This window comes from Streptomyces sp. NPDC050658 (assembly GCF_044457025.1).
GTDB lineage: Bacteria > Actinomycetota > Actinomycetes > Streptomycetales > Streptomycetaceae > Streptomyces.
In genome coordinates this window covers 263,736-280,784 of record NZ_JBITGM010000001.1, presented here as the reverse complement: position 1 = coordinate 280,784, position 17,049 = coordinate 263,736, and the positions used below count along the sequence as shown (strand labels likewise).

Annotated in this window: 13 protein-coding genes; 7 read left to right on the top strand and 6 right to left on the bottom strand. The window is 71.2% G+C overall.

Annotated elements, in window-relative coordinates; genetic code table 11:
• Positions 1-3: 3 nt before the first annotated feature.
• The 4 genes from ACIBKX_RS01360 to ACIBKX_RS01345 all read right to left on the bottom strand — a co-directional run bounded on the left by ACIBKX_RS01360 (position 4) and on the right by ACIBKX_RS01345 (position 3,916).
• Positions 4-612 (bottom strand): Tat pathway signal sequence domain protein, encoded by a 609-nt coding sequence (locus ACIBKX_RS01360; RefSeq protein WP_363272400.1) that lies wholly within the window; start codon positions 610-612, stop codon positions 4-6.
• Positions 612-1,025 (bottom strand): hypothetical protein, encoded by a 414-nt coding sequence (locus tag ACIBKX_RS01355; RefSeq protein ID WP_363272399.1) that lies wholly within the window; start codon positions 1,023-1,025, stop codon positions 612-614. Before ACIBKX_RS01355 ends, ACIBKX_RS01360 begins: the two co-directional genes overlap by 1 nt.
• A 64-nt stretch (positions 1,026-1,089) precedes the next feature.
• Complete coding sequence (locus tag ACIBKX_RS01350; protein WP_363272398.1) at positions 1,090-1,563, bottom strand: hotdog fold thioesterase; 474 nt, start codon at positions 1,561-1,563, stop codon at positions 1,090-1,092.
• A gap of 58 nt (positions 1,564-1,621) precedes the next feature.
• Complete coding sequence (locus tag ACIBKX_RS01345) at positions 1,622-3,916, bottom strand: FdhF/YdeP family oxidoreductase (protein ID WP_363272397.1); 2,295 nt, start codon at positions 3,914-3,916, stop codon at positions 1,622-1,624.
• A 122-nt stretch (positions 3,917-4,038) separates the two neighbouring features.
• Between ACIBKX_RS01345 and polA the strand changes: the two genes are divergently transcribed.
• The 5 genes from polA (at position 4,039) to ACIBKX_RS01320 (ending at position 11,125) form a co-directional block, all read left to right on the top strand.
• A complete protein-coding gene (gene polA, locus ACIBKX_RS01340) occupies positions 4,039-6,780 on the top strand; it encodes a DNA polymerase I (protein WP_363272396.1) in 2,742 nt (913 codons plus the stop codon).
• A 145-nt stretch (positions 6,781-6,925) separates the two neighbouring features.
• Entirely contained in the window at positions 6,926-7,897 is a 972-nt protein-coding gene (locus tag ACIBKX_RS01335; RefSeq protein WP_363272395.1) for a serine hydrolase, read from the top strand.
• Between the two features lie 125 nt (positions 7,898-8,022).
• Positions 8,023-9,741, top strand: coding sequence for a lytic transglycosylase domain-containing protein (locus ACIBKX_RS01330; RefSeq protein ID WP_363272394.1), 1,719 nt, complete (start codon positions 8,023-8,025; stop codon positions 9,739-9,741).
• A 200-nt stretch (positions 9,742-9,941) separates the two neighbouring features.
• A complete protein-coding gene (locus ACIBKX_RS01325; RefSeq protein ID WP_363272393.1) occupies positions 9,942-10,076 on the top strand; it encodes an SPW_0924 family protein in 135 nt (44 codons plus the stop codon).
• Positions 10,077-10,132: 56 nt separating this feature from the next.
• Positions 10,133-11,125, top strand: coding sequence for a DUF3068 domain-containing protein (locus ACIBKX_RS01320; RefSeq protein WP_363272392.1), 993 nt, complete (start codon positions 10,133-10,135; stop codon positions 11,123-11,125).
• Positions 11,126-11,155: 30 nt separating this feature from the next.
• Here the strand turns inward: ACIBKX_RS01320 and hrpB are convergent, their stop codons facing one another.
• Positions 11,156-13,714 (bottom strand): ATP-dependent helicase HrpB, encoded by a 2,559-nt coding sequence (hrpB, locus tag ACIBKX_RS01315; RefSeq protein WP_363272391.1) that lies wholly within the window; start codon positions 13,712-13,714, stop codon positions 11,156-11,158.
• A gap of 37 nt (positions 13,715-13,751) precedes the next feature.
• Between hrpB and ACIBKX_RS01310 the strand changes: the two genes are divergently transcribed.
• Positions 13,752-14,267 carry a GNAT family N-acetyltransferase gene (locus ACIBKX_RS01310; RefSeq protein ID WP_363272390.1) on the top strand — a complete coding sequence of 172 codons (516 nt, stop codon included), beginning with the start codon at positions 13,752-13,754 and terminating at the stop codon, positions 14,265-14,267.
• A 17-nt stretch (positions 14,268-14,284) separates the two neighbouring features.
• Here ACIBKX_RS01310 and ACIBKX_RS01305 read toward each other — a convergent pair whose 3' ends face one another.
• Positions 14,285-15,115 (bottom strand): class I SAM-dependent methyltransferase, encoded by an 831-nt coding sequence (locus ACIBKX_RS01305; RefSeq protein WP_363272389.1) that lies wholly within the window; start codon positions 15,113-15,115, stop codon positions 14,285-14,287.
• A gap of 388 nt (positions 15,116-15,503) precedes the next feature.
• Here ACIBKX_RS01305 and rpsA point away from each other — a divergent pair, with 388 nt between their 5' ends.
• Complete coding sequence (gene rpsA / locus ACIBKX_RS01300) at positions 15,504-17,018, top strand: 30S ribosomal protein S1 (protein WP_363272388.1); 1,515 nt, start codon at positions 15,504-15,506, stop codon at positions 17,016-17,018.
• Positions 17,019-17,049: the final 31 nt, after the last annotated feature.

Here is a 17,049-nt window from a genome sequence, read left to right as displayed (position 1 = left end):
TACTCATGACACCGGAGTTCGGGGGCATGCGGCCGCCAGTGCGCGAGAAAGATCATTTGCGTACGTCGAGCCGAGGATGAAACTCTGCGTCTGCTTTGCACGGACATTACGCAGTGTTACTTCCAGGAAAGGGAGTCCGGCATTCCGTGGCACTTTCCCGCATTCGCGAATGTGCATCGTGATGCGCGCCTTGCGCGGTGTTCCGGTTTTCACCGTGAATGGGGTGTCAGGGGTGGCGGTGACCGAAAGGGCGGCCGAGGGCTGGGCGATCCGCCGCACCGACACCGGCGGCCCGGAGTCCTGGGCGATGCTGACCGCGAACGTGAACGTGCGGTCGCCGGCCTCGGGCCGTGACATCCCGCCCTCGTAGGTCACGGACACCGTCTGCGACGGATGCAGCGGGGGTGGCGGCTCCGGAGGCCTGGGGCGCGTCAGATAGAGGGTGAGCCCCGTGACGCCGACGGCCAGGGCCACGGCGGCGGCCAGGGCGGTGCGGCGGCGCCGGGTGAGGCGCGGTCGGGGCGGCTCCACCGGGCGGACGGTGACGCCGTCCGCGTACGTGGCGTGCGTGTCGTAGGTGTCGTCGCCGGGCTCGACCGGGCCGATGGCCATCACACCCACGGCCCGCCGCTCGGGGCGCCGTCGCGGTAGCGCTTCGCGCACCGTTCGCGGGCCTCGCGGGCGATCAACTCCCGCCCCGCGGCCGTCCCTTGGCGCTTGCGCTCGGCGCGGGCCAGCTCCAGCGTGTCGCGCAGGATCATGTACTGGCCGTTGGAGAGGCCCATCGACTGGTAGTCGCCGTACGTCTCCTTGCCCGAGTCGTAGATCTGGCGCCCCCACTTGGTGATCAAGAGGGTGCAGAGGTCCTCGGGGGATGTGGTGCTCGGGGAGGGGGCGGGGGTCCTGCCGGGGCTTGCGGTGTCGGTGCCGCCGCATCCGGTGAGACAGGGTGCGGCGGTCAGGACGGTGGTGAGGGCGAGCGCACAGAGCTGTTTCCGGTGCCTCGTGCACGGACGGTGCGTCATGCACAGACGCTAGACCGGAGCCGTACGCTCCGACAATGCGCCGGTGCGCTCGCCCTCAACCGCCTTACGCCGCCGAACCGTTGAGGTCCATCTCCCGCAGCATGCACGTCAGGCGCGCCGTGCACACCCGCTTGTCCTGCTCGTCGGTGATCACGATCTCGTACGTCGCCGTGGAGCGGCCCCGGTGCACGGGCGTCGCCACGCCCGTGACCAGGCCCGAGCGGGCGCCGCGGTGGTGCGTGCAGTTCAGGTCGACGCCCACGGCGAGCTTCTTGCTGCCGCCGTGCAGCATCGAACCGACCGAGCCGAGCGTCTCGGCGAGCACGGCGGACGCGCCGCCGTGCAGCAGGCCGTACGGCTGGGTGTTGCCCTCGACCGGCATCGTGCCGACGACGCGGTCCGCGGAGGCCTCGAGGATCTGGACGCCCATCCGGGTGCCCAGGTCGCCCGCGGAGAACAGGGCGGGCAGGTCGACGCCGAGCGCGGCGTACTCGTCGATGACCTCTTGCGGGAACTTCACGCTGTGCTGCTCGCCCATGGGGCCCTGCTCCGATCGTCGTCCACGGTTGTCGCCGTTGCTGTCGCTGAGCGAACGCTCAGTCGGTACCCGATTGTTCCAGGCGTACGACGACGGACTTGCTGGCAGGGGTGTTGCTGGTGTCGGCGGTGGCGTCCAGCGGGATCAGTACGTTCGTCTCCGGGTAGTACGCCGCCGCGCAGCCACGGGCCGTCGGATAGTGCACGACCCGGAAGCCGGGCGCGCGCCGCTCGACGCCGTCCCGCCACTCGCTGACCAGATCCGCGTACGAACCGTCCGCGAGGCCCAGCTCGCGGGCGTCGTCGGGGTTGACCAGGACGACCCGGCGGCCGTTCTTGATGCCCCGGTAGCGGTCGTCGAGGCCGTAGATCGTGGTGTTGTACTGGTCGTGCGAGCGCAGTGTCTGGAGCAGCAGCCGCCCCTCGGGAAGCTCCGGGAACTCGACCGGTGCCGCGGTGAAGTTGGCCTTGCCCGTGGCGGTGGGGAAGCGGCGCTCGTCGCGCGGCGCGTGCGGCAGGGCGAAGCCCGCGGGGTCCGCCACGCGCGCGTTGAAGTCCTCGAAGCCGGGGATCACGCGCGCGATGCGGTCGCGCACCGTCGCGTAGTCCTTCTCGAACTCCTCCCAGGGTGTTGCCGATTCGGGGCCGAGGACGCGACGGGCCAGGCGGCACACGATGGCCGGCTCGGAGAGCAGGTGCGGGCTCGCGGGCTCGAGGCGCCCGCGCGAGGCGTGCACCATGCCCATGGAGTCCTCGACGGTCACGAACTGCTCGGCGTGCTTCCCTTCCGGGGTGATCTGAAGATCGCGCTCCGTGCGGCCGAGCGTCGGCAGGATCAGCGCCCGCGCTCCCGTGACGGCGTGCGAACGGTTCAGCTTCGTCGACACATGGACGGTCAGCCGGGCCTTGCGCATCGCCGCCTCCGTCACCTCCGTGTCGGGCGAAGCCGCCACGAAGTTGCCGCCCATCGCGAAGAACACCTTCGCCTCGCCGTCCCGCAGCGCCTTGATGGCACGCACGACGTCCAGGCCGTGCTCGCGCGGCGGCGCGAAGCCGAACTCCTTCTCCAGGGCGTCGAGGAAGGCGGGCGCGGGCCGCTCGAAGATGCCCATCGTGCGGTCGCCCTGCACGTTCGAGTGCCCGCGCACCGGGCAGACGCCGGCGCCCGGACGGCCGATGTTGCCGCGCAGCAGAAGGAAGTTGACCACCTCGCGGATGGTCGACACCGCGTGCTTGTGCTGGGTCAGGCCCATCGCCCAGCACACGACGGTGCGCTTCGAGGCGAGCACCATGGCGAGCGCCTCCTCGATGCGCTCGCGGGTCAGGCCCGTCGCCTTCAGGGTCTCGTCCCAGTCGGCGTCCCGCGCGGCGGCGACGAAATCCTCGTACCCATGGGTGTGTTCACGGACGAAGTCCTCGTCCACCGCGCCGTCCGTCTCAAGGACCAGCTTGTTCAGGAGCCGGAAGAGGGCCTGGTCGCCGCCGAGGCGGATCTGCAGGAAGAGGTCCGTGAGGGCGGTGCCCTTGAGCATGCCCGCCGGGGTCTGCGGGTTCTTGAAGCGCTCCATGCCCGCCTCGGGCAGCGGATTGACCGTGATGATCTTCGCGCCGTTGTTCTTCGCCTTCTCCAGGGCGGAGAGCATGCGCGGATGGTTCGTGCCCGGATTCTGCCCGGCGACGATGATCAGATCCGACTTGTAGAGGTCTTCGAGCAGCACGCTGCCCTTGCCGATGCCGATCGTCTCCGTGAGCGCCGAGCCCGACGACTCATGGCACATGTTGGAGCAGTCCGGCAGGTTGTTCGTGCCCAGCTCGCGGGCGAACAGCTGGTACAGGAACGCCGCCTCGTTGCTGGTGCGGCCCGACGTGTAATAGACGGACTCGTCCGGGCTGTCGAGGGCGGCCAGCTCCTCCGCGACGATGTCGAACGCCCGCTCCCATGAGACCGGTTCGTACCGCTCGGCGCCCTCCGCCAGATACATGGGGTGGGTGAGCCGGCCCTGCTGGCCCAGCCAGTACCCACTGCGCGTCGCGAGGTCCGCGACGGGGTGCGCGGCGAAGAAGTCGGGGGTCACCCGGCGCAGCGTCGCCTCCTCGGCGACAGCCTTCGCGCCGTTCTCGCAGAACTCCGCCTTGTGCCTGTGCTCCGGCTCGGGCCAGGCGCAGCCGGGGCAGTCGAAGCCGTCCTTCTGGTTGACCCGCAGCAGCGTCAGTGCCGTGCGGCGCACGCCCATCTGCTGCTGGGCGATCCGCAGCGTATGACCGATGGCGGGCAGCCCCGCCGCGGCGTGCTGCACCTCCGCCACCTGCGGCGCGTCCTGGACCGGATCGCCCTTGGGCGGCTTGCTTGCCATGGTCGGCTCCCCTTCGAGCACATACGTGAGCTACATCTGCGATCCTCCCACGCGGCACCGACAGGGCGGCGGCGGGTGAGGGTTGGGCCGGACTGTCAGTGGGGCGTGGCAGGATCGGGGACGTGGCAGAAAAAGCAGCGAAGAAGAAGTCCGAGACCGCGACGAAGCCGAGTGGCGAGCAGCGCCCCCGCCTGCTCCTCATGGACGGGCACTCCCTGGCGTACCGGGCGTTCTTCGCGCTGCCCGCGGAGAACTTCACCACGGCGACGGGCCAGCCGACGAACGCGATCTACGGCTTCGCGTCGATGCTGGCGAACACGCTGCGCGACGAGGCGCCCACGCACTTCGCGGTGGCGTTCGACGTCTCGCGCAAGACGTGGCGCTCCTCGGAGTTCCCGGAGTACAAGGCGAATCGCTCCAAGACCCCGGACGAGTTCAAGGGCCAGGTCGAGCTGATCGGCGAGATGCTCGACGCGATGCACGCGGTCCGCTTCGCGGTGGACGGCTTCGAGGCGGACGACGTGATCGCCACGCTCGCCACCCAGGCGGAGGCGGCCGGCTTCGAGGTCCTGATCGTCACCGGCGACCGCGACTCCTTCCAGCTGATCACTGACCACGTGACGGTGCTGTACCCCACGAAGGGTGTCTCCGAGCTGACCCGCTTCACCCCGGACAAGGTCCAGGAGAAGTACGGCCTCACGCCGAGCCAGTACCCGGACTTCGCGGCCCTGCGCGGCGACCCGTCGGACAACCTGCCGGGCATCCCCGGTGTCGGCGAGAAGACCGCCGCGAAGTGGATCAACCAGTTCGGTTCCTTCGCCGATCTGGTCGAGCGCGCCGAGGAGGTCAAGGGCAAGGCCGGGCAGAACTTCCGGGACCACCTGGAGGCGGTGAAGCTCAACCGCCGTCTCACGGAGATGGTGCGTGACGTGGAGCTGCCCAAGACGGTCACCGATCTGGAGCGCGCTCCGTACGACCGCACGGCCCTCGCCATGGTCCTGGACACCCTGGAGATCCGTAACCCCTCGCTGCGCGAGCGGCTCCTCGCCGTCGACCCCGGCGCCGAGGAGGCGGAGGAGGCCCCGGCCGAGCCCGGCGTGGAGCTGGACGGTTCGGTGCTCGGCGCGGGCGAGCTGGCCCCGTGGCTCGCCGAGCACGGCAAGGCGGTCCTCGGCGTGGCCACGGTCGACACCTGGCAGCTCGGCACGGGCTCGGTCACCGAGGTGGCCCTCGCGGCGGCCGGCGGAGCGGCGGCCTGGTTCGACCCGGCCCGCCTGGACGAGGCAGACGAGAACGCGTTCGCGGCCTGGATCGCCGACCCGAAGAAGCCCAAGGTCCTGCACAACGCCAAGGGCGCGATGCGGGTCTTCCCCGAGCACGGCTGGGCGGTGGACGGCGTCACCATGGACACGGCCCTCGCCGCGTACCTGGTCAAGCCGGGCCGCCGCTCCTTCGCCCTCGACGCCCTGTCGCTGGAATACCTGGGCCGGGAGCTGGCCCCCGCCTCCGCGGCCGACGGACAGCTCGCCTTCGGTACAGAAGAGGACGACCAGGCCGAGGCCGAGTCGCTGATGGCCCAGGCCCGCACGATCCTCGACCTGGGCGAGGCGTTCGGCGAGAAGCTGAAGGAGGTCGGCGCGGCCGAGCTCCTCAAAGACGTCGAGCTGCCCACGTCCACCCTCCTGGCCCGCCTGGAGCGGCACGGCATCGCGGCGGACCGCGCCCATCTGGAGTCGATGGAGCAGCAGTTCGCGGGCGCGGTGCAGCAGGCGGTGAAGGAGGCGCACGCGGCGGCCGGGCACGAGTTCAACCTGGGCTCGCCCAAGCAGCTCCAGGAGGTCCTCTTCGGAGAGCTGAACCTCCCGAAGACGAAGAAGACCAAGACCGGATACACCACGGACGCGGACGCCCTGGCCTGGCTCGCCTCCCAGACGGAGAACGAGCTGCCGGTCATCATGCTCCGCCACCGCGAGCAGGCGAAGCTCCGCGTCACGGTCGAGGGCCTGATCAAGACGATCGCCGCGGACACCCGCATCCACACCACCTTCAACCAGACGGTGGCGGCGACGGGCCGCCTGTCCTCCACGGACCCGAACCTGCAGAACATCCCGGTCCGCACGGACGAGGGCCGCGCGATCCGCCGCGGCTTCGTGGTCGGCGAGGGCTTCGAGGCCCTGATGACCGCGGACTACAGCCAGATCGAACTGCGCGTGATGGCGCACCTCTCCGAGGACGAGGGCCTCCTGGAGGCGTTCACCTCGGGCGAGGACCTGCACACCACGGTCGCCTCCCAGGTCTTCGGCGTGGACGGCTCCGACGTCGACGCGGAGATGCGCCGCAAGATCAAGGCGATGTCGTACGGCCTTGCCTACGGCCTCTCGGCGTTCGGCCTCTCCCAGCAGCTGAACATCGAGGCGGGCGAGGCCCGTTCGCTGATGGACACCTACTTCGAGCGCTTCGGCGGCGTACGCGACTATCTGCGCCGAGCCGTCGACGAGGCCCGCGCGACGGGGTACACGGAGACGATGCTGGGCCGCCGCCGCTATCTTCCCGACCTCAACAGCGACAACCGCCAGCGTCGCGAGATGGCCGAGCGGATGGCCCTGAACGCCCCGATCCAGGGCACGGCCGCCGACATCGTCAAGATCGCGATGCTGAACGTGGACGCGGCCCTGACCAAGGCCGAGCTGAAGTCCCGCATGCTGCTCCAGGTCCACGACGAAATCGTCCTGGAGATCGCTCCGGGCGAGGCCGCCGCGGCGGAGGAGATCGTCCGCCGCGAGATGGCGGGAGCGGTGACACTGCGGGCGCCGCTGGACGTCTCGGTGGGCGTGGGCCCGGACTGGGAGTCGGCAGCGCACTGACGCCGCGCGGACTGGTCCCCTGGCCCCGCCGACGAGATTCAGCGGGGCCAGGGCGCAGCCGGCCCTGCCCTCGCCCCGCGGGGCCCCTCACCCACCTGGCCCCCGCCCCCGCGCCCCGGCCAGGTACCCCCGCCACGATGACCGCATGGCCTCTCACCTGCGAAAGCGCCGAATAGCCATCGCTACGGCACTGGTCGCCACCCTCCTCGGCCCCCTCCCCGCAACGGTCACCGCGACCGCCCCGAAAGCCGGTACGGCGCAGCTCGCGGCGCCCTGCACGGCCCGCAAGGACCCGACCCTCGCCACCCGGCTCTCCCGCGACATCCGCGCCGTCCTGGCGGCCAGGAGCGGCACCGTCTCCGTCGCCGTCCACGACCCCGACACGGGCCTGAACTGCGCCCTCGCCGAGAGCCGCCCTTACGACACGGCGAGCATCGCCAAGGTCATGATCATGGAGGCGGCCCTGCGCAGGGCCCAGGACTGGCGCCGCGGCCTCACCGCCTGGGAGCGCCGCAAGATCCGCCCGATGATCATCCGCTCGGACAACACCGCGGCCCGCCGCCTCTGGGACGACCTGGGCCAGCCGTACATCGCCCGCTTCCTGCGCCGCGCCGGCACCACGGCGACCACCCTCAACCCGTACGGCCTGTGGGGCCTGACCCGCACCACCGCTGCCGACCAGCTCCGCCTGCTCGGCGTCCTCACGACGTCCAGGGCCAAGTCCCTGCTGACGCCCGCCTCACGCGCGTACGGACTGAAACAGCTCAACGAGGTGCGCCGCGACCAGCGCTGGGGCGTGCCCGCGGGAATGCCGCGCGGCATCAGGGCGCACCTCAAGAACGGCTGGCTGCCCCGCTCCACCCACGGCTGGCGGGTGCACAGCATCGGAGCGTTCACCGCCCCTGACGCCGGCAGCCGCACCTACCGGATCGTCGTCCTCTCCCATGACAACCCCACGATGAAGTACGGCGTCCGCACCATCGAACGCATCGCGCAGGCCGTGCACCGCGCCCTCAACAAGGGCCGCGCCGCCGGGCAGGGACTGACCCCGGAGAGCGAGATCAGCGAGGTCCCCGACGGTTCGGTCCCACCCGAACAGGACTCGGCCAACCGGTGAAAACCGGGCGCGAACGGGTGCCTGGGCGCCGGAAGTTGTCGTAGTGTCGCCTGGGTCGGCCCGCAGGGGAGCACAAGAGTGCGGGTGGCGGCACGCAGAGTCGTCCAGGGGAGGGGTCCACGGTCATGGCGGCGGTATTCGGCAGGCGGTTGCGCAGGGGAGCGGTGACCACCGCGGTGGCCGCGGCGGCGGTGGCCGCGCTCGCGGCGTCCCAGGCGCCGGGCGTCACGGACGTCCCGCGCGACGAGCGGGCGGGAGCGTCCGACGCCACACCACCGCCCGCGGACTCCGCGACCGGCAACTCGCCCTACTACACGGACCTGCCGCCCCTGAACACCCCCGTCCCGCCGACCGGCGCCCCCAGCGGCGGCGACAAGGACGTCGAGGCGGGCCTCCCGGCCACCGTCCTGGACGCGTACAAGAAGGCCGAGTCCTCGCTCGCCGCCTCCAAGCCGGGCTGCAACCTCCCCTGGCAGCTGCTCGCCGCGATAGGCAAGGTCGAGTCGGGCCAGGCCCGCGGCGGCCGCGTGGACGCGAACGGCACGACGCTCAAGCCGATCCTCGGCCCGGTCCTGAACGGCAACGGCTTCGCGAAGATCACCGACACCGACGGCGGCGCGTACGACGGCGACACCACGCACGACCGCGCGGTCGGCCCCATGCAGTTCATCCCCTCGACGTGGGACACCTGGGCCCAGGACGGCAACGGGGACGGCAAGAAGAACCCGAACAACATCTACGACGCCGCGCTCGCCGCAGGCCACTACCTCTGCGCGAACGGCCGCGACCTGTCCGACGAGTCCGACGGCGGCGCCCTGCACAAGGCGATCCTGAGCTACAACCACTCGACGGAGTACCTGCGCACGGTCCTGTCGTGGCTGGAGTACTACCGCAAGGGCACCCACGAGATCCCCGACGGCACGGGCATCCTGCCGGACGACCGCAGCGACGGCAACCTGCCGGGCGTCACGCCGAGCCCGACGCCGGGCGGCTCCGGTTCGCCCTCGCCGAAGCCGGACGAGCCGAGCAAGCCGGGTACGGACAAGCCCGGTTCGGGCAAGCCGTCCGAGCCCGGCGGCGGTGGCAGCACCGGCCCGACCACCCCGCCCACCGGCGGCGGCTCCGAGAGCCCCGACCCCACCCCCTCGCCCACCGACCGCGTCTCGCGCCTGGAGGACGCCGGTACCGGCGAGCTCTCCGCGACCGCGGGCGACGCCTTCGCGGGGCGCGTGGTGGTGCGCACCGAGTCCGCGTCGGGCTCCGCCGTGGCCAAGGCCAAGGTGAAGTTCGCGATCGTCGGCGACACGGACGCCCGCTTCGACGGCGGCGCGACCAGCGCCACCGTCACCACGAGCGCCACCGGCAAGGCCACCGCCCCGGTGATCGAGGCGGGGGAGAAGAGCGGCGAGTTCACGGTGCGGGCCACCGTCGTCGGCCGCTCGCTGCCCGGCCTCGACTTCACGGCGACGGTCACCGCGCGCCAGGCCGACGCGCTCGCCAGGACCAGCGACAAGGCGCTGACCTGCGCGCCGGGCGCGGAGTTCGCCGACCAGGTGGAGGTCAAGGCGACGTACAAGGGAGCGGCGGCGGACGGTGTCGCGGCCACCGCCACGATGATCAAGTCGGCGGACGACGCCACGGCCAACGACAAGGGCCCCTACTTCAAGGACGCCGACGGAAAGCCGGTCCGCACGCTCAAGTCCCTGAAGACGGACGCGAACGGAGTCCTGAAGCTCCCGAAGATGTACGCGGACGACGCGGCAGGCGGCTATCTGCTCCGCATCACCACCGCGGGCGGCGCGACGCTCACCGTCGAACTGAAGGTGGCGGCCCCGGCGGCCTAGGCCCCGGCCGCACCCCGCGTACCGCACGTCTCCCACGCAACGCCCCCGCGCCCGATCGGCGCGGGGGCGTTCCTGTGTGTGCAACGTGTTCTCATCTCGCGGCCGCGTTGCTACGGTGCCCCAGCCCTGACGCCCTGTCAGTTCATGGTCGGTGCGTCCGGGTGTCGGAGTCATCAGCGTCCCGCCTCGGGAGGATCCGCATGCGCGCTCTCATCGCCGCCGCGACCGGTCTTGCCGTCGCCCTTGCCCTGGTCCTGACGATCACGGCCATCGGTGCCCCGCCCGGCGAGACGTCGCCGGAACCGCTCCTCACCACCGTCCCCGAGCACCCCTAAGTCCCCGAGCACCTCTAACGCCCCCGAGCACCCATAACGTAGGGAGGGCCGCCGCGATGCGCCGCAAGGCCAGCCTGATCCTGCTCGCCTTCGCCGTCTTCTTCACGGCGATGTCCCCGCTCATGCGCTGGTACGCCTTCCCGCGCCTCGCCAAGATCCCGCCCAGCCAGTACCAGGAGGCGGTCCTCGAGGCGAAGAACCCGACGCTCATCGACTACGGCTCCATGAAGGCCAAGAAGGTCGACAAGGTCACCATCGTGCAGACCCTCAAGGGCAACGTGGAGGCTTCGGAGCAGGTCGAGAAGAGCGAGGACCGCGACGTCGTGGTCTGGGACGCGCTCAGTTACGTCCAGGACGGCGAGGGAAAGATGGTCTCCAAGGTCCCCGAGCGCTACATCTTCGACGCGCACAGCCAGGAGCCGGTGAACGCCAAGGGCGAGTCGGTCGACGGCGACCCGGTCAAGCGGCAGGGCATCGAGTTCAAGTGGCCCTTCCTGACCGAGAAGCGGGACTACGAGTACTTCGACGCGCAGGCCCGCGTCACCAAGCCCATCCACTACAAGGGCACCCGGACGTTCCGCGGGGTGGAGGTCTACTACTTCGAGCAGACCATCCCCTGGACCAAGGTCCCCTTCCCCAAGACGATGCCGGTCAAGGGCATCACTCCGGAGTCCCTCGCCAAGACCGGCACCACCCGCTGGTACACGACCGTGCGCAAGTTCTGGGTCGAGCCGACCACCGGGGCGCCCGTCTACGGAGAGGAGATCCAGCGGAACGAACTGCGCGGTGGCACGCTCCTGGGCGGCCGCGACAAGGTCACCGTCTTCTCCGGCCACGTGAAGATGCGCGAGGACTACATCAAGGACACCGTCGACCTGGTGACGTCCCAGCGCGTCCTGGTCCTCATGCTCACCTCGTACCTGCCCTGGGGCTTCCTGGGCCTCGGCCTGCTCCTGCTGGCGCTCTCCCTGTGGCTGGAGGCCCGCAGCAGGCGACCCGGCGACCCGGAACCCACGGAGGCCGCAGAGCCCGAACCGGTCAACGCCTGAACCGGAACCGCTCGGGCCCGCGCCGCGCGGTCAGCCCTTCAGCCGCGCCTTCGTGAACCGCGTCGCCTCGGCCCCCACCGGATCCTCCGGCCACGGATGCTTCGGATACCGCCCGCGCAACTCCGCCCGCACCGCCCGGTACCCGTCCCGCCAGAAGGACGCGAGATCGGCGGTGACGGCGGCGGGGCGGCCCGCGGGGGACAGCAGATGGACGAGGACGGGTACGGTGCCGCCCGCGACGCGCGGGGTCTCGGCGAGACCGAACATCTCCTGCAACTTCACGGCGAGCACGGGCTGTTCGGGGTCCGCGTAGTCGATCCGGATCCTGGACCCGCTCGGCACCTCCACCCGCTCCGGGGCGAGCGCGTCGAGCCGGGTCGCCTCACCGGTCGCCCACGGCAGCAGCCGCGTCAGGGCCTGCCCGGCGTCGATACGGCCCAGGTCGGACCGGCGCCGCGCCTTGGACAGCTCAGGCTCCAGCCAATCGTCCACGCGCGCGTGGAGCGCGTTTTCCGATACGTCGGGCCAGGGCGCCCCGAGATGCCGGTGCAGGAACGCCAGCCGCTGCCGCAGTTCGCTCGCGCCGCGCGACCAGTTGAGAAGCCCGGTCCCTTCCGCCCGCAGTCCGGCAAGGAGCCCTTCGCGTACGAGACGGGGGTCGGCGTTCTTCAAGGGGCGCACGACCAGCTCGACGGCCCCCAGGCGCTCGACGTGCCGCGCGACGAGATCCCCGTCCGCCCAGACGACCTCGTCCTCGTCGGCGTACAGCGGGGCCGCCGCATCGCGCGCGACGTCCTCGTCGACGTGCCCGGCGAGCAGCACGCGCGCGTGCCCCGCGCCCACGGGCCGGTCGGCCACGGCCACGGAGATCCACTCGGCGCCTGTCAGCGCGGACGCAGGCCTCACCTCGGCGCGGGTCCCGCCGACCATGAGGTACGTTCCGCCCTCCACCCGGCGTGCGACCCGCTCGGGGAACGCCAGCGCCGCGACGAGCCCGGCGTCGTGTTCATCGCCGCCCCCGTGGCCGGGTGGGCGGGAAAGATCCCGCGCCGGAGGCGTGGACGCTGAGGTGCCCCCCGGCGCCGGCCCTGCGGCCGTGAGGCGGCGGACCTCGGCCCGCCACCGGCCCGCGTACCCGTCCCCGCCGCGCCGGGCGGAACGCCACGCCGCCGCGAGGTCGTCCCCGTACTCACGGGGAGGCTCCTCGCTCAGGAGGGCAACCACCTCCGCCGCCCGCCGGGCGCCGACGACCGGTGCCGCGTCGAGCAGGGCGCGGGCCAGCCGCGGGTGCAGACCCACCCGTGCCAGCCGCGTCCCCCGCTCCGTCACCCGCCCCGACTCCGGGGACACCGCCCCGATCGCCGTCAGGACGGCCCGCGCCGCCGCCATCGCACCGCCGGGCGGCGCGTCGAGCAGGGCGAGCCCAGAGGCGTCCGGATCGCCCCAGCAGGCCGTCTGCAGGGCGAACGCCGTCAGGTCGGCCAGCTTGATCTCCGGCGCGGGGAAACGCGGCAGCCGCCCGTCCTCCGCCTCCGCCCAGCACCGGTAGACGACCCCCGGCGCCTCACGCCCCGCGCGGCCCGCCCGCTGCCGGCCCGACGCCTGCGAAGCCCGTACCGTCGTCAACGCGCTGAGCCCCCGCGCGTGGTCCACCCGCGGCTCCCGCGCGAGCCCCGAGTCGACGACCACCCGCACCCCCGGCACCGTCAGGGACGACTCGGCCACCGACGTCGCGAGCACCACCCTGCGCGCACCGCCCGCCGAACCCGCGAGCACCGCGTCCTGCACGGCTGCCGGAGCCCGCCCGTGCACCTGGAGCACCTCTACGGAGACATCGCCCAACTGCCCCGCCACCCGCGCGATCTCGCCGACCCCCGGCAGAAAACACAGCACGTCGCCCGCCCGCTCGGCCAGCGCCCGGCGCACCGTCGCCGCCACATGCGTCAGGAGCGCCGGATCCACCCGCATCCCGTGCGGCGGCCGCACCGGACGCGCGGGCGGCGCCCAGACCACGTCCACCGGATGCGAGACCCCTTCCGCCCCGACCACCGGCGCGTCCCCCAGGAGCCGTGCCCATCCCTCCGCGTCCGTCGTCGCCGACGCGGCCACCAGCCGCAGCTCGGGCCGCAGCGCCGCCCGCACGTCCACCAGGAACGCCGCCACCGTGTCCGCGTCCAGATGCCGCTCATGGCACTCGTCGATCACGACCAGATCGACCCCGGCCAGCTCCTGGTCCCGCTGCAGCCGCTGCAGCAGCACACCCGTCGTGACGACCTCCACGCGCGTGTGCCGCCCCACCACACGCTCACCGCGCACCGTGTAGCCGACGCTCCCGCCGGCCTTCTCGCCGAGCAGCCACGCCATCCGCCGCGCGGCCGCCCGCGCCGCGATGCGCCGGGGCTCGGCGACCACGACACGACGTACCGGACCGTCCCCGACGAGCCCCGCGAGCACCAGCGGCACCAGAGTCGTCTTGCCGGTGCCGGGCGGCGCGCACAGCACGGCGACACCGTGGTCGTCGAGGGCGCCGCGCAGCGCGGGCAGGGCGGCAGTTACGGGAAGGCGCTCGAGTTCGTCGGTACGGATCACGCCCCCAGTCTCCCAACTACGCCGATACGGTGGTCCCATGCCCGAGTCCCTGCGGATCACCGGTGACGGACTCGTCCTGCGCGAGTGGACGAGCGACGACCTGCCGGTCATGGCCGAACTCTTCGACGACCCGGCCGTCGCCCACCGAACCCCGCTCGTCTCGCCCTTCGACGAGGCCGCCGCCGCCGACTACCTCCAGGCGATCCGCGACAGCGAGGGCAAGCGCATCAACCTCGCGATCACCACCGACGGCGTGCGGCCCCTGGGCGAGATCCTGCTCAGCCTCACGCGCGGCACCATCGGCTACGCGGTCGGGGCCGCACACCGCGGAGAGGGCCTTGCGGCACGCGCCACCCGGCTCCTCACGGAGTACGCCCACACGACGCTCGGCCTCTCCCGCGTCCTGCTGCAGATAGAGCCGGACAACGGCCCGAGCGTCGCCGTCGCCGACCGGCTCGGCTTCCGCCTCACGGAGGCGGAGCCGGAGCACGTGACCGGCAAGGGCGGCCGCGACTACACCCTGCTGACCTGGGCCCACGAGGCCGACGGCTAGCGCGGTTCAGCCGCGGTTCAGTCCCGCTCGCAGACGAAGATCGCCGTCCCCGGGATCAGATTCCCGCGCAACGGGGACCAGCCGCCCCACTCCTGGGTGTTCCAGGCGGGCCACTCCGGCTCCACGATGTCGACGAGACGCAGGCCGGCGGCCACGATGTCCCGCACCCGGTCACCGATCGTCCTGTGGTGCTCCACGTACACGGCGTTGCCCTGCTCGTCCTGCTCCACATAAGGAGTGCGGTCGAAATAGGAGGCCGCTACGGAGAGGCCTTCCGGGCCCGGCTCGTCGGGGAAGGCCCAGCGGATGGGGTGCGTCGCGGAGAACACGAACCGGCCGCCGGGGCGCAGCACGCGCCGCACCTCCTTGAGGACCAGTACGGGGTCGGCGACGAACGGCAGCGCTCCGTAGGCGGAGCAGGCGAGGTCGAAGGAGCCGTCCCGGAACGGCAGCACCCCGGCGTCGGCCTCCACCAGCGGCACCCCGCCGCCGATCCGCAGCGCGTGCTGCAACTGGCGGTGCGAGAGGTCCAGGGCCACCGGGCGGGCGCCCTGGGCGGCGAGCCAGCGCGAGCACTGGGCGGCGCCCGCGCCGATCTCCAGGACGTCCTTGCCCTTCAGGTCGTCCGGCGGGCCGAGCAGCTCGGCCTCCACCTCGTCGAGCCCCTCGGGGCCCCACACGAAACGGTCGTCGCCCAGGAAGGTGCCGTGCTCGATCTGGTACTCGTCCGCGTTCCTGTCCCACCAGCCACGGTTGGCACGGCTGCTCTCCGTGACGTCGGCGTCACGCCGGGTGGCTTCCGGTTCGGGCGTCTCGGGCAGCTCGGACTCTTGGATGATCGGCTCCATCGTCGTACTCTTCCGTCTGACTCGTCGCGGTCCGGGGCAGCGGGACACACCCCCGGAGGTGTCGCGGCAGAGCGCGCTGCGGCCCTTGTGGCCTCATGCGACAGCTTTTGTGCCGGGTATGCGGCGATCCGCCCCGGGTGTGCGCCTTCGCGCATTGACCCTGTCCGGCTGCCCCCGTATGCTACAAGTTGCGCTGCGAGCCTGCGCTCCTCAGACATAGCAGGCTGCGCTCGCGTCTGTTGTAGTCCCCTCGGTTGTCGAGGCGCCTTCCGTTTCTCCGGAGACGTGAAAGAGGCGCTTCCTTGGCTGTCCGGCTTATGCAGAGCGAAATCGGCTCCGGCGCTAGCAGTACCTACGACTCTCTGTCCGTACCGGAGCCCTTTCCCACATGACGAGCAGCACCGAGACCACCGCCACCACCCCGCAGGTTGCGGTCAACGACATCGGTAACGAGGAAGCCTTCCTCGCCGCGATCGACGAGACGATCAAGTACTTCAACGACGGCGACATCGTCGACGGCGTCATCGTGAAGGTCGACCGGGACGAGGTCCTGCTCGACATCGGTTACAAGACCGAAGGCGTCATCCCGAGCCGCGAGCTCTCCATCAAGCACGACGTCGACCCGAACGAGGTCGTCGCCGTTGGTGACGAGATCGAGGCCCTGGTTCTCCAGAAGGAGGACAAGGAAGGCCGTCTGATCCTGTCCAAGAAGCGCGCTCAGTACGAGCGTGCCTGGGGCACGATCGAGAAGATCAAGGAAGAAGACGGCATCGTCACCGGTACCGTCATCGAGGTCGTCAAGGGTGGTCTCATCCTCGACATCGGCCTCCGTGGCTTCCTGCCGGCCTCCCTCGTCGAGATGCGCCGCGTCCGCGACCTCCAGCCCTACGTGGGCAAGGAGCTCGAGGCCAAGATCATCGAGCTGGACAAGAACCGCAACAACGTGGTCCTGTCCCGCCGTGCCTGGCTCGAGCAGACCCAGTCCGAGGTCCGCCAGACGTTCCTCACGACCCTGCAGAAGGGCCAGGTCCGCTCCGGCGTCGTCTCCTCGATCGTCAACTTCGGTGCGTTCGTGGACCTCGGCGGCGTCGACGGTCTCGTGCACGTCTCCGAGCTCTCCTGGAAGCACATCGACCACCCCTCCGAGGTTGTCGAGGTCGGCCAGGAGGTCACCGTCGAGGTTCTCGACGTGGACATGGACCGCGAGCGCGTGTCCCTGTCGCTCAAGGCGACGCAGGAAGACCCGTGGCAGCAGTTCGCCCGCACGCACCAGATCGGGCAGGTCGTTCCCGGTAAGGTCACCAAGCTCGTTCCGTTCGGTGCGTTCGTGCGCGTCGACGAGGGCATCGAGGGTCTGGTCCACATCTCCGAGCTGGCCGAGCGCCACGTGGAGATCCCGGAGCAGGTCGTCCAGGTCAACGACGAGATCTTCGTCAAGGTCATCGACATCGACCTCGAGCGTCGCCGGATCTCGCTGAGCCTCAAGCAGGCCAACGAGTCCTTCGGTGCCGACCCGTCGGCCGTCGAGTTCGACCCGACCCTGTACGGCATGGCCGCGTCCTACGACGACCAGGGCAACTACATCTACCCCGAGGGCTTCGACCCCGAGACCAACGACTGGCTCGAGGGCTACGAGACCCAGCGCGAGGCCTGGGAGACCCAGTACGCCGAGGCGCAGCAGCGCTTCGAGCAGCACCAGGCTCAGGTCATCAAGTCCCGCGAGGCCGACGCCCAGGCCGAGGCCGAGGGCGCTGCCGCTCCGGCTTCCGCCGGCGCGCCGGCTGCCGGTGGCAGCAGCAGCGGTGGTTCCTACTCCTCGGAGTCGGACGACAACTCCGGCGCCCTGGCGTCGGACGAGGCGCTGGCCGCCCTGCGCGAGAAGCTTGCCGGCGGTCAGAGCTGACCCCAGCTCTGCGCTAGCAGGTAGTTAGAGG

What these genes read in the sequence shown, in the direction of transcription:
- ACIBKX_RS01360 (WP_363272400.1), bottom strand. Translation starts at nt 612, where the DNA reads ATGGCCATCGGCCCGGTCGAGCCCGGCGACGACACCTACGACACGCAC.
- ACIBKX_RS01355 (WP_363272399.1), bottom strand. Translation starts at nt 1,025, where the DNA reads ATGACGCACCGTCCGTGCACGAGGCACCGGAAACAGCTCTGTGCGCTC.
- ACIBKX_RS01350 (WP_363272398.1), bottom strand. Translation starts at nt 1,563, where the DNA reads ATGGGCGAGCAGCACAGCGTGAAGTTCCCGCAAGAGGTCATCGACGAG.
- ACIBKX_RS01345 (WP_363272397.1), bottom strand. Translation starts at nt 3,916, where the DNA reads ATGGCAAGCAAGCCGCCCAAGGGCGATCCGGTCCAGGACGCGCCGCAG.
- ACIBKX_RS01335 (WP_363272395.1), top strand. Translation starts at nt 6,926, where the DNA reads ATGGCCTCTCACCTGCGAAAGCGCCGAATAGCCATCGCTACGGCACTG.
- ACIBKX_RS01330 (WP_363272394.1), top strand. Translation starts at nt 8,023, where the DNA reads ATGGCGGCGGTATTCGGCAGGCGGTTGCGCAGGGGAGCGGTGACCACC.
- ACIBKX_RS01325 (WP_363272393.1), top strand. Translation starts at nt 9,942, where the DNA reads ATGCGCGCTCTCATCGCCGCCGCGACCGGTCTTGCCGTCGCCCTTGCC.
- ACIBKX_RS01320 (WP_363272392.1), top strand. Translation starts at nt 10,133, where the DNA reads ATGCGCCGCAAGGCCAGCCTGATCCTGCTCGCCTTCGCCGTCTTCTTC.
- ACIBKX_RS01310 (WP_363272390.1), top strand. Translation starts at nt 13,752, where the DNA reads ATGCCCGAGTCCCTGCGGATCACCGGTGACGGACTCGTCCTGCGCGAG.
- ACIBKX_RS01305 (WP_363272389.1), bottom strand. Translation starts at nt 15,115, where the DNA reads ATGGAGCCGATCATCCAAGAGTCCGAGCTGCCCGAGACGCCCGAACCG.
- rpsA (WP_363272388.1), top strand. Translation starts at nt 15,504, where the DNA reads ATGACGAGCAGCACCGAGACCACCGCCACCACCCCGCAGGTTGCGGTC.